The organism is Kitasatospora sp. NPDC096140, assembly GCF_040303045.1.
GTDB lineage: Bacteria > Actinomycetota > Actinomycetes > Streptomycetales > Streptomycetaceae > Kitasatospora.
Genome location: NZ_JBEOUW010000004.1, coordinates 20,292 through 31,831, shown reverse-complemented (window position 1 = coordinate 31,831; position 11,540 = coordinate 20,292). Strand labels below are relative to the sequence as shown.

Genomic DNA, 11,540 nt, shown 5'->3' with positions numbered 1-11,540 from the left:
TCAGACCTCTTCGACGCTGCTCGGCTCGCGCCGGGACAGGTCGATGCCGAGCTCCTCGGCGGCGCGGAACACGTCCTCGTCGGAGTCCCGCATCTCGATGGACTGGCCGTCCGAGGACAGCACCTCCACGTTGAGGCAGAGCGACTGCATTTCCTTGATGAGGACCTTGAAGGACTCGGGAATGCCGGGCTCGGGGATGTTCTCGCCCTTGACGATGGCCTCGTAGACCTTCACGCGGCCGAGCACGTCGTCGGACTTGATGGTGAGCAGCTCCTGCAGCGCGTAGGCCGCGCCGTACGCCTCAAGGGCCCACACCTCCATCTCACCGAAGCGCTGACCACCGAACTGCGCCTTACCACCGAGCGGCTGCTGGGTGATCATCGAGTACGGGCCGGTCGAACGGGCGTGCAGCTTGTCGTCGACCAGGTGGTGCAGCTTGAGGATGTACATGTAGCCGACCGAGACCGGCATCGGGAACGGCTCGCCGGAGCGGCCGTCGAACAGCCGGGCCTTGCCGGTGGAGTTCACCAGGCGCTCACCGTCACGGGTGAGGGTGGTGTTGTCCAGCAGGCCGGTGATCTCGTCCTCGCGGGCGCCGTCGAAGACCGGGGTGGCGAGGTTGGTGCCACCGTCGACCTGGTCGGCGCCGATCGCCTGCAGGCGCTGGGCCCACTCGTCGGCGAGGCCGGAGACGTCCCAGCCCTGCTTGGCGAGCCACCCGAGGTGGATCTCCAGGACCTGTCCCGGGTTCATTCGGGACGGGACACCCAGCGGGTTGAGGATGATGTCGACCGGGGTGCCGTCCTCCAGGAACGGCATGTCCTCGACCGGCAGGATCTTGGAGATGACGCCCTTGTTGCCGTGACGGCCGGCGAGCTTGTCACCGTTGGTGATCTTGCGCTTCTGGGCCACGTAGACGCGGACCAGCTGGTTGACGCCCGGGGGCAGCTCGTCGCCCTCTTCGCGGTCGAAGACGCGGACGCCGATGACCTTGCCGGACTCACCGTGCGGCACCTTCAGCGAGGTGTCGCGGACCTCACGGGCCTTCTCACCGAAGATCGCGCGGAGCAGGCGCTCCTCGGGGGTCAGCTCGGTCTCACCCTTCGGGGTGACCTTGCCGACCAGGATGTCGCCGGTGACGACGTCGGCGCCGATGCGGATGATGCCGCGCTCGTCGAGGTCGGCGAGGACCTCCTCGGAGACGTTCGGGATGTCCCGGGTGATCTCCTCGGGGCCGAGCTTGGTGTCACGGGCGTCGACCTCGTGCTCCTCGATGTGGATCGAGGAGAGGACGTCGTCCTGCACGAGGCGCTGCGACAGGATGATCGCGTCCTCGTAGTTGTGACCCTCCCACGACATGAACGCCACGAGCAGGTTCTTGCCGAGGGCCATCTCGCCCTCGTCGGTGCAGGGGCCGTCGGCCAGCACCTGGTTGACCTCGACCCGGGCGCCCTCGTCCACGAGCACCTTCTGGTTGAAGGCGGTGCCCTGGTTGGAGCGGGTGAACTTGGCGGCGCGGTACGTGGTGTACGTGCCGTCGTCGTTGGCCACGGTGACGTAGTCGGCCGAGACCTCCTGGACGACACCGGCCTTCTCGGCGGTGATGACGTCGGCGGCGTCGACGGCGCAGCGGTACTCCATGCCGGTGCCGACCAGCGGGGCCTCGCTCTTCAGCAGCGGCACCGCCTGACGCATCATGTTGGAGCCCATGAGCGCGCGGTTGGCGTCGTCGTGCTCAAGGAACGGGATCATGGCGGTCGCGACCGACACCATCTGGCGCGGCGAGACGTCCATGTAGTCGATCTCGGAGCCCGGGATGTAGTCGATCTCGCCGCCGCGGCGGCGGACGAGGACACGCGGCTCGGCGAAGGTCAGCTCCGCCGTCAGCGGGGCGTTCGCCTGCGCGATGACGTAGCGGTCCTCCTCGTCGGCGGTCAGGTAGTCGACCTGCTCGGTGACCACACCGTCGACGACCTTGCGGTACGGCGTCTCGATGAAGCCGAACGCGTTGACCCGGCCGTACGAGGCCAGCGACCCGATCAGACCGATGTTCGGGCCTTCGGGGGTCTCGATCGGACACATGCGGCCGTAGTGCGAGGGGTGCACGTCACGGACCTCGAAGCCGGCGCGCTCACGGGAGAGACCGCCGGGGCCGAGGGCGGACAGACGACGCTTGTGGGTCAGGCCCGACAGCGGGTTCGTCTGGTCCATGAACTGCGACAGCTGGCTGGTGCCGAAGAACTCCTTGATGGAGGCGACGACCGGCCGGATGTTGATCAGGGTCTGCGGCGTGATCGCCTCGACGTCCTGGGTGGTCATGCGCTCGCGCACGACGCGCTCCATACGGGCGAGACCCGTACGGACCTGGTTCTGGATGAGCTCGCCGACGTTGCGCAGGCGACGGTTGCCGAAGTGGTCGATGTCGTCGACCTCGACCACGATGTCGCGGCCGTCGCCGTCACGCCACTCGGTCTCGCCCGCGTGCAGCTTCACCAGGTACTTGATCGCACCGATGATGTCGGGCTCGGTGAGCACGCCGGAGTCCAGCGACTCGGCGTTGCCCAGCTTGCGGTTGACCTTGTAACGACCGACCTTGGCCAGGTCGTAGCGCTTCGGGTTGAAGTACAGGTTCTCCAGAAGCGTCTGCGCGGCCTCGCGCGTCGGCGGCTCGCCCGGACGCAGCTTGCGGTAGATGTCCAGCAGCGCGTCGTCCTGGCCCTGGGTGTGGTCCTTCTCCAGGGTGGCGCGCATCGACTCGTACTCGCCGAACTCTTCGAGAATCATCTCGTTGGTCCAGCCGAGCGCCTTGAGCAGCACGGTGACGGACTGCTTGCGCTTGCGGTCGATGCGGACGCCGACCATGTCGCGCTTGTCGATCTCCATCTCCAGCCAGGCACCACGCGAGGGGATGACCTTGCAGGAGTAGATGTCCTTGTCGGACACCTTGTCCAGGGTGGAGTCGAAGTACACACCCGGGGAGCGGACCAGCTGCGAGACGACGACACGCTCGGTGCCGTTGATCACGAACGTGCCCTTGTGGGTCATGAGCGGGAAGTCGCCCATGAAGACCGTCTGAGACTTGATCTCACCGGTCTCGTTGTTGGTGAACTCGGCCGTGACGAAGAGCGGGGCCGCGAACGTGAAGTCGCGGTCCTTGCACTCGTCAATGGAGTTCTTCGGCGGCTCGAAACGGTGGTCGCGGAAGGTCAGGGACATCGACCCGCTGAAGTCCTCGATCGGGGAGATCTCCTCGAAGATCTCCTCCAGACCGGACTTGGTGGGGACGTCCTGACCACTCTCCAGGGCCGCCTCGACCCGGGACTTCCAGGCCGCGTTGCCGAGCAGCCAGTCAAAGCTCTCGGTCTGCAGGGCCAGGAGGTTCGGGACCTCAAGGGGCTCCTTGATCTTCGCGAAGGAGACGCGGAGCGGGGCGGTGGATGCGGCGGAATTGTTCGAGGCGTTGCGCGGCGCGGCCAAGAGGGGGGTCCTTCCGAGGGCTCGGAGCTCACTACGCGCGTACCAGCCGGGCCTGCTTGGGCTTGGTCCCGCCTCCATCGCCACCGGCCTCTGCCGGAGTCGAAACCCCAGGTCAGAGCCGCTTTGCGGAGGCGATGCCAGACCCCTTCAGGGCAACGCAAACTCCGGGCGACGAGTCACGGAGCAGCTAACAGGCAGCGCAAAGGGACAGTGTAGCCAAAGGCCACACTGCTGTCCAGCTCTGATTCGGAGACCGAATCGGAGACTCCTCCCGGTAGCCGGTGAGCGCGGACGCCCACCGGGTACTGCTCTAACTCACGTGGAGTCATTTCCCGCCGGGCCACTGGTTATGCATCCAGCAGCGGACCAACCGGGCGGACTCGCGCCTTGAGAATCGCGCGCCGCGCCTGGTTCGTCAAGGGCCCGCCGACGGTGCGGACCTCGCCCCGTCCATCGGTCGGATCCCCTCCGGCGTTACAGAAGCCGTGGTGGGGACCGCCCCGACGACGTTGATCACCATACCCCTCACCACCGACACTGCCGAGTGCGCGATCGGCCACACCGGTGGGGCGCATCGACCCGGACGGCGGAACGGGGCCCGGAGCGGGGCCCGGAACGGGGCCGGACGGGGGCCCGCCCCCGGGAACGCGAAAAGGCCGGGCCGACCACCCGTGAGGGTGGTCGGCCCGGCCGCACGCCCCCTCAGAGGGGGCGCAAGATCACTTGACGGTGACCTTGGCGCCGGCACCCTCAAGGGCAGCCTTGGCCTTCTCGGCAACGTCCTTGGCAACCTTCTCCAGGACCTTGGCACCAGCGGTGTCAACGAGGTCCTTGGCCTCCTTCAGGCCGAGGGAGGTCAGGGTGCGCACCTCCTTGATGACCTGGATCTTCTTGTCGCCGGCACCGTCGAGGATGACGTCGAACTCGTCCTGCTCCTCAGCGGCCTCGGCGGCCGGGCCGGCAACGCCGGCGGCGGCAACGGCGACCGGGGCGGCAGCGGTGACGTCGAACTTCTCCTCGAAGGCCTTCACAAAGGCGGCCAGCTCGATGAGGGTGAGCTCCTCGAACTGCGCGAGCAGCTCGTCCTGGGACAGCTTCGCCATGATGGCGTCCTTCCACTAAATCGGCAGGTGGTGCCGGATGTACGGGTTGGGCGGGCACGGGCCCGCAGCGAGGCGTGAGCCTGCCGAATTACTCGGCGGCAGCGTCCTCGGCGGCGGGAGCCGGCGTACCGGCACCGCCCTGCTCGACCTTGTCGCGCAGCGCGTCCACAGTGCGGACGAGCTTCGACGGCAGGGCCTGGAAGAGCGCGGCAGCCTGGGACTGCTTGGCCTTCAGGGCACCCGCCAGCTTGGCGAGCAGCACCTCGCGGGACTCAAGGTCCGCGAGCTTCTTGATCTCATCGGCGGACAGCGCCTTACCGTCAAGGACACCGCCCTTGATGATGAGAGCGGGGTTCTCCTTGGCGAAGTCACGCAGAGCCTTCGCCGACTCCACCGGGTCACCGGTGACGAAGGCGACAGCCGTCGGACCGTTGAACAGGTCGTCGAGCTCCGTGATCCCGACCTCATTGGCCGCGATCTTGGTCAGCGTGTTCTTCACCACGGCGTACTCGGCGTTGTCGCCGAGCGAGCGACGCAGGGTCTTGACCTGCTTCACCGAGAGACCGCGGTACTCGGTCAGCAGCGCCGCGGAGGAGCCACGGAACTTGTCCGTGATCTCGGCGACGGCAGCAGCCTTGTCGGGCCTGGCCATAGGCTTACGCCTCCTTCCGTGATGTCGAAGTCAGGCCGACCACGAAAGTCGACCAATTCTGCCGCTGACCGGCTGGACGGAAGGAAAGCCCTTGCAGAAATGCAATGAGCCCCGATGCGCAGGGGCACGGGGCTCGGAACGACCTCGACGGGCTGCCGCGCGAACGCGAGACCCGGAAGTCGAAGCTCCAGACACACCTGCGCGGGCTGCCTGCGACGAATCGCAGATCCTTCGGCCACCGACTCCCTCTCGGGCGCCCGGCGACAACCAGCGGTCTTTGGCTTCGGCCAGATTAGCCGGACGCGTCCGCGAGGTGCAAATCGCCCTCGGACGGAGCAACCCCGGAGCGGCTCAGCGGGCCAGCGGGGAGACCGTCCGCACGCCGGTGTCCGCGGTGTCCGTCTCGGCCGGCGCCTGCGCCGAGAGCAGGGCGCCGGCCAGGTCGGTGTAGAGCACCGAGTCGTCCGCCCGGCCGCTGTCCCCGCTGCCGGTGCGCTGGAGCCGCACCAGCTGGTCCTTGTCGTTGAGCCAGAGGTCCAGGGTGAGCAAGAGCGAACCGCCGGGGGCGAGCGCGGCCCGCAGGCCGTCCCGGCGGGCCTGGGGCAGCTGGGTCTGGGCGGCCGCGTACCGCTCGGCGTTGGTGGTGACCCGGTAGTGCTCGACGGTCGAGTCCTCGTACTTCTCCTCGCCGACGAAGGCGGGGTCCGTCCCGTCGGCGGTGGCCGCGGCCAGCGCCTCCACCGGGTTCAGCAGGTCGATCAGCCCGGCGTACGGGATCTCCTTGCGGCCGTCCGGGTCCGGCGGGACGGTGAAGCGCTCCCAGTGCCGGCCGCCCTGCCGGGCCGCGGTGGCCGCGTCGCCGCCCTGGTAGGCGACGGTGTCCACCACGATCAGCTGCTCGGCGTCGGCCGGGGTGGAGCGCTTGACCTGCAGCGCCGTCTTCGGCTGCCAGAACAGCGGGCCGGATCCGGCGTCCGCGCCGAGCCGGTAGCTGACCTTGGCCCGGCGGGCGGTCTGCATGGCCAGCTGGGCGGAGAGCAGCACGCCGTGCGGGGAGCGGTCGGTCGGCTTGGCCGCGGAGGCGGTCGGCGACGCGCTGGTCGGGGTCGGGCTGCCGGACGGCGCGGCCGAGCCGTCGGCTCCCCCGCCGCAGCCGCTCAGCCCGCTCGCCAGCAGGGCGACGACGGCCACTGCCGCCAACCGCTGCCGTCCCGCCACGTCCGTTCCCTTCCTCACCCTGCTCCGTCCGACGACGGCCCTCGTCCCGCCACCTTGCCACCCGTCACCGGCCCGCGCGGTGGCGGCCCCCTCGGCGATCGGGCCGGTCCGGCCGGATCCACCGGGTCGGCCGAGCCGGGGCCGTGCGCGCGGTCGGCCGGTGGCGCCCTCCTCCGGGCTCCGCGGGCTCGGTGGACGCCACCACGTCGGACGGCTCCGGGTGGTGGCGGTCACCGGGACGGCGCGGTCCGGGTGGGCGACGGCCGGATCAGCTGCCGAGCAGCTTGAGGAGCTCGGCCTGGTCGCCGAGGTCGGCGGCGGCGGGCGCGGTGATCGCGGCGGCCTTGCCGAGGTCCGAGTAGGTGACCGTGACGGCCTCCTTCGCACCGTTCGTGTCGCCGTACTCCTGGTACTGGACGAGCTCCTGCTTGGCGTTCAGCCAGAAGTCGAAGGTGAGGGTCTTGCCGTCCTCCTCCAGCGTCTTCTGGACGGCCTTGCGCTGCTCCTCGGGGAGCCCCGACATCCCGGCCACCAGGGTGGAGGTCTCCTCGACCGCCCGCAGGTGGGTGGTCGGGGTGCCCTTCAGGTCCTCCTGGCCGACCTTGGTCGGCTTGCCGCCCTGGGCCGCGACGGTGAGCAGGACGACCGGGTTCAGCATCTGGCCCGCCGCCCGGAAGCCGTCCCCGGCCTCGTTCCCGGCGGGCAGCTTCACCCAGTGCTTCCCGCCCAGGACCGCGGCCGCGTCGTCGCCGCCGAGGTAGGCGTCCGGCCCGACCACCCGGATCCGGAGCTTCTTGCCCCCCATGTCGCCGACCAGGTCCACGGCGGCCTTGGCCGGGTCCTTCCAGTCGGCGTCGCCGGTGCCGCCGCCCTTGGCGTCGTCCGGGGCGACCATGGTGACCTTGCCGTTGCCGGCCTTCTGCATGACCAGCGCGGAGGCGGCCAGCGCCGCCTTCGGGTCCCCGGTCAACGCCGCCGCGATCGGGTCGCCGCCGCCCTTGGCGTCGCCGGCCTTGGCGTCGTTGCCGCCCTTGCTGCTGCTGCAGGCGGTGACCGCACCGAGCAGGACGACCGTCGTCGCGACGGCCGAGGCGAGGCGCACAGCGCGCATGAAGTCCCCCGTGAAGATCATCGTCGACCCGGACAGGAGCCGGTTCCCGGCTCTTCCCAGGTCTCTCCCAGTCATTCCCAGCCGGACTCTAACGGATCTCCCGAGCCGTCACTCACCGGATTTCGGGCATCCCGTCAGCCGTCCGCGGCGGGCGACGCGTCGCCCGTCCCGGAGGACGGGACGTCCGTCGTGGTCACGGTGGTTCCGGCGGTGCCCCGGACCGTCTCGCGCAGTCTCATCAGCCGCTCGCCGGGCCCCACCCAGACGTCGAAGCCGATCGTCGTGACCCCGCGCTGCCGGTACCAGTCGACCGCGGCCGCGCGCCGCTGCGGGCTCGACTCCCGGTCCGCGCCGAAGAATCCGTCCACCGACACGGTGCCCTGGTAGTGCGCGACGGTCGTGCCGGCCAGCTGCTCGCCGCCGAGCGATCCGAGCGGGACGGCCTGGGCGATCGCGTAGGCGCGGCTGCCCGGGTCGGTGACCAGCGCGGTCGTCCAGCCGCCCGCGTAGCCGTCCGGATCGGGGCCGGCCGTCGGGTCCAGCGACTCGGCGCCGGCCCGGTCGGCGTGCTTGGCCGCGCCGCCCTGGTAGACGAGGTCGATCGCGCCGTTCCTCGACGTCAGCTGCCCGGTGCCCGCCTCGTCGGTGACGGTCAGCGCGGCCTCGTCCCGGGGGCCCCAGACCAGCGTGCCGCTCGCGGTGCGGCGCCCCTCGGGCCCCTCCCGCTCCACCTCGATCCGGGCACCGCCGGCGTCGTCCAGGGCCTGCGCGGCCGAGAGCACCACCTGCTTGGGCGGCAGGGCCGCGGGGACGCCGGGCATGCCGGTGTCCGGTACGGCCAGCAGGCTGCAGCCGGTGCCGGCGCCGAGCAGCAGCAGGACGGCCGCCAGGGCGGCGGAGCGGGGGGCTGGCGGCACGGCACACTCCGTCGGTCGCGGGCTCTCCACATGATCTGACCGGCAGAGCGTACGACGGTTCGTGCATGCGTTCCCATCCGGGCAGGTCCCGGCCCGACAGCCGCTCCCGTCGCGCCCCCGGCCCCGGCTCCGGGAGCGGCTCCGACCGCGGGAACGACGACGGGCCCGCACCCCCGGTGAAGGGGGTGCGGGCCCGTCGTACGGACTGCTCTAGAGCGCTGGGGCTCAGACCGCGGCCGGGTCCTCCTCGACGAGGAGGTTGCGGGTGCGGTTCGGGTCCACCAGGATGCCGGGGCCCATGGTGGTCGAGAACGCGGTCTTCTTGATGTAGCGGCCCTTGGCGGCGGACGGCTTGGCGCGGAGCACCTCGTCCAGCGCGGCGGCGTAGTTCTCGACCAGCTGCTCGTCGGTGAAGGAGGCCTTACCGATGATGAAGTGCAGGTTCGAGTGCTTGTCGACGCGGAACTCGATCTTGCCGCCCTTGATGTCGTTGACAGCCTTGGCGACGTCCGGGGTCACGGTGCCGGTCTTCGGGTTCGGCATCAGACCACGGGGACCGAGCACGCGGCCCAGGCGGCCGACCTTGCCCATGAGGTCCGGGGTGGCGACGACGGCGTCGAAGTCCAGCTTGCCCTTCGCGACCTCGTCGATCAGCTCGTCGGCACCGACGATGTCGGCACCCGCAGCACGCGCGGCCTCGGCACGCTCGCCGGTCGCGAAGACCAGGACCCGAGCGGTCTTACCGGTGCCGTGCGGGAGGATCACGGTGCTGCGGACCATCTGGTCGGCCTTGCGCGGGTCGACGCCCAGACGCATGGCGACCTCAACGGTGCCGTCGAACTTGGTGGTGCTGGTCGCCTTGGCGAGGCGGACAGCCTCAAGGGGGGCGTAAAGGCGCTCGCGGTCGACCTTGGCGTCCGCGGCCTTCAGAGCCTTGCTGCGCTTCACTGCTGCTCCTGAATGGTGATTGGAGTTGTGGTGTCTCGGGCCTGCGCAGGCCCTACCACAGGGAACGAGAAGGGGATCAGCCCTCGACCGTGATGCCCATCGACCGGGCGGTGCCGGCGATGATCTTCTCCGCGGCGTCCAGGTCGTTGGCGTTCAGGTCGGGCATCTTGGCGGTGGCGATGTCGCGGACCTGGGCGCTGGTGAGCTTCGCGACCTTGGTCTTGTGCGGCTCGCTGGAGCCCTTCTCGATACCGGCGGCCTTCAGGATGAGGCGCGCGGCCGGCGGCGTCTTCGTGATGAAGGTGAAGGAACGGTCCTCGTAGACCGTGATCTCCACCGGCACGATCATGCCGCGCTGCGACTCGGTCGCAGCGTTGTAGGCCTTGCAGAACTCCATGATGTTGACGCCGTGCTGACCCAGCGCGGGGCCGACCGGCGGCGCCGGGTTGGCCGCGCCGGCGTTGATCTGGAGCTTGATAAGCCCCGTGACCTTCTTCTTCTTGGGAGGCATGTCTCTCCGGGTCCTTCCGAGAGGTGATTGCTGGTGCGTGCGGAACCGGGGCGACACCCGGCCGCCAGCACACACATCGAACCAGGCTAACGCGTCCGCGCCGCTGGACCAAAACGGATCCGGGGCAGGGCCCTCGGCCCCGCCCCGGATCCGAAGACCGTATGACTAGTTCTTCTGGATCTGGTCGAAGGAGAGCTCGACCGGGGTCTCCCGGCCGAAGATCTCGACCAGGCCCTTGACCTTCTTCGAGTCGGGGTTGATCTCGTTGATGGTCGCCTGCAGGGTCGCGAACGGGCCGTCGGTGACGGTGACCGAGTCGCCGACCTCGAAGTCCAGCACCTGGATCTCGCTCGGCTTGACCGGCGAGGGCTTGCCGGCCTCCTTGGCCGCCTGGCGCTCGACGTCGGGGGCGAGCATCTTGACGACCTCGTCCAGCGTCAGCGGGTACGGGTCGTAGGCGTTGCCGACGAAGCCGGTGACACCCGGGGTGTTGCGCACGACGCCCCAGGACTCCGGGGTGAGGTCCATGCGCACCAGGACGTAGCCGGGGAGCTTGTTCTGGCGGATGGTCTTGCGGTCGCCGTTCTTGATCTGGACGACCTCCTCCTGCGGCACCTCGGCCTGGAAGATGTACTCCTCGACGTTCAGCGAGACGGCGCGCTGCTCCAGGTTCTGCTTCACCCGGTTCTCGTAGCCGGCGTAGGTGTGGATCACGTACCACTCGCCCGGCATGAAGCGCAGGTCCTCGCGGAACTTGGCGACCGGGTCGACCTCCTCGGCCTCCTCGACCTCGGTCTCCTCGGCGGCGGCCTCGACGTCGCCCTCCTCGTGCAGCGCGGCCTCCTCGGCGGGCTCGCCGGCCTCGGCCTCGTCGTACGCCTCGACCTCGTCCTCGTCGCTGTCCGCGGCGTCCACGATCTGCTCGGCGGACTCGACGTCGTCAGCCAGCTCGGCCGCGTCCAGCTCGGCGGCGACATCCGCCTCGCGGACGGTCTCGTCGGCGTCGTACAGGGGGGACTCAGACACGGTGGCTGCTTCTTTCCTGGAGATGGTGAAGGTGGCGCGCTCCGGAACCGGACCCGGCGCGCTGCCGCTCGCGCGGGCGCCTGGATGAGGCCTCGGAGACTTCAACAGTACCGAGTCAACGGTAACGGCGCGTACGACCTCCGCCGACAGCTCGACCCGGGCCGAAGGTCGGCCCGGGTCGGGAGGTTGTTTCGAAGGTGGTCGGCTGCGTCAGCCGAAGATCCAGAGGCTCAGCTTGGAGAAGCCGTAGTCCAGACCGGCCACGAAGGCCATCACGACGACGACGAACACGACCACGACGGTGGTGTAGTTGGTGAGCTCGCTCCGGGTGGGCCAGACCACCTTGCGCAGTTCGGCGATGATCTGGCGGTAGAACAGCGCCATGCGGGCGAACAGGCCCTTCTTGGCCCGCTTGCCGGACTTCTTGTCGCCCGAGCGGTTGGCCCGCTTGCGGTCGCGGCGCGAGAGCGCCTTCTCCTCGCCCTCGGCAGGCGTGGTCCCGGCAGCGCCGTCGGCACCCTCGGGGTTGCCGCTCTCAGGCGTTGCGGTGGAGCCCGTGGTCTCCGTCACTCGTCCT

Annotated in this window: 10 protein-coding genes; all 10 read right to left on the bottom strand. The window is 69.6% G+C overall.

Features of this window, described 5'->3' with window-relative positions; all coding sequences use genetic code 11:
• Positions 1–3,477, bottom strand: a complete 3,477-nt coding sequence (gene rpoB / locus ABT048_RS04850) for a DNA-directed RNA polymerase subunit beta (RefSeq protein ID WP_350519879.1) — start codon at positions 3,475–3,477, stop codon at positions 1–3.
• Positions 3,478–4,196: 719 nt separating this feature from the next.
• Entirely contained in the window at positions 4,197–4,580 is a 384-nt protein-coding gene (gene rplL, locus ABT048_RS04845) for a 50S ribosomal protein L7/L12 (RefSeq protein WP_350519878.1), read from the bottom strand.
• Between the two features lie 88 nt (positions 4,581–4,668).
• On the bottom strand, positions 4,669–5,232 hold the full coding sequence (gene rplJ, locus ABT048_RS04840; protein ID WP_045693068.1) for a 50S ribosomal protein L10: 564 nt from the start codon (positions 5,230–5,232) through the stop codon (positions 4,669–4,671).
• Positions 5,233–5,583: 351 nt separating this feature from the next.
• Complete coding sequence (locus tag ABT048_RS04835) at positions 5,584–6,450, bottom strand: SCO4651 family lipoprotein (protein WP_350519877.1); 867 nt, start codon at positions 6,448–6,450, stop codon at positions 5,584–5,586.
• Between the two features lie 268 nt (positions 6,451–6,718).
• A complete protein-coding gene (locus ABT048_RS04830; protein ID WP_350519876.1) occupies positions 6,719–7,561 on the bottom strand; it encodes an SCO4651 family lipoprotein in 843 nt (280 codons plus the stop codon).
• A 134-nt stretch (positions 7,562–7,695) separates the two neighbouring features.
• Positions 7,696–8,478, bottom strand: a complete 783-nt coding sequence (locus ABT048_RS04825) for a hypothetical protein (protein ID WP_350519875.1) — start codon at positions 8,476–8,478, stop codon at positions 7,696–7,698.
• Between the two features lie 225 nt (positions 8,479–8,703).
• Entirely contained in the window at positions 8,704–9,426 is a 723-nt protein-coding gene (gene rplA / locus ABT048_RS04820) for a 50S ribosomal protein L1 (protein WP_329930358.1), read from the bottom strand.
• Positions 9,427–9,502: 76 nt separating this feature from the next.
• On the bottom strand, positions 9,503–9,937 hold the full coding sequence (gene rplK / locus ABT048_RS04815; RefSeq protein WP_350519874.1) for a 50S ribosomal protein L11: 435 nt from the start codon (positions 9,935–9,937) through the stop codon (positions 9,503–9,505).
• Between the two features lie 165 nt (positions 9,938–10,102).
• A complete protein-coding gene (nusG, locus tag ABT048_RS04810; protein WP_350519873.1) occupies positions 10,103–10,963 on the bottom strand; it encodes a transcription termination/antitermination protein NusG in 861 nt (286 codons plus the stop codon).
• A 210-nt stretch (positions 10,964–11,173) separates the two neighbouring features.
• Positions 11,174–11,533: a preprotein translocase subunit SecE gene (secE, locus tag ABT048_RS04805; protein ID WP_350519872.1), complete on the bottom strand. Its 360-nt coding sequence runs from the start codon at positions 11,531–11,533 to the stop codon at positions 11,174–11,176.
• Between the last annotated feature and the right edge of the window lie 7 nt (positions 11,534–11,540).

Bases quoted from the DNA above. Each gene is read 5' to 3' on its own strand.
- ABT048_RS04830 (WP_350519876.1), bottom strand. From the start codon at position 7,561: ATGCGCGCTGTGCGCCTCGCCTCGGCCGTCGCGACGACGGTCGTCCTG.
- rplK (WP_350519874.1), bottom strand. From the start codon at position 9,937: ATGCCTCCCAAGAAGAAGAAGGTCACGGGGCTTATCAAGCTCCAGATC.
- rplJ (WP_045693068.1), bottom strand. From the start codon at position 5,232: ATGGCCAGGCCCGACAAGGCTGCTGCCGTCGCCGAGATCACGGACAAG.
- rplL (WP_350519878.1), bottom strand. From the start codon at position 4,580: ATGGCGAAGCTGTCCCAGGACGAGCTGCTCGCGCAGTTCGAGGAGCTC.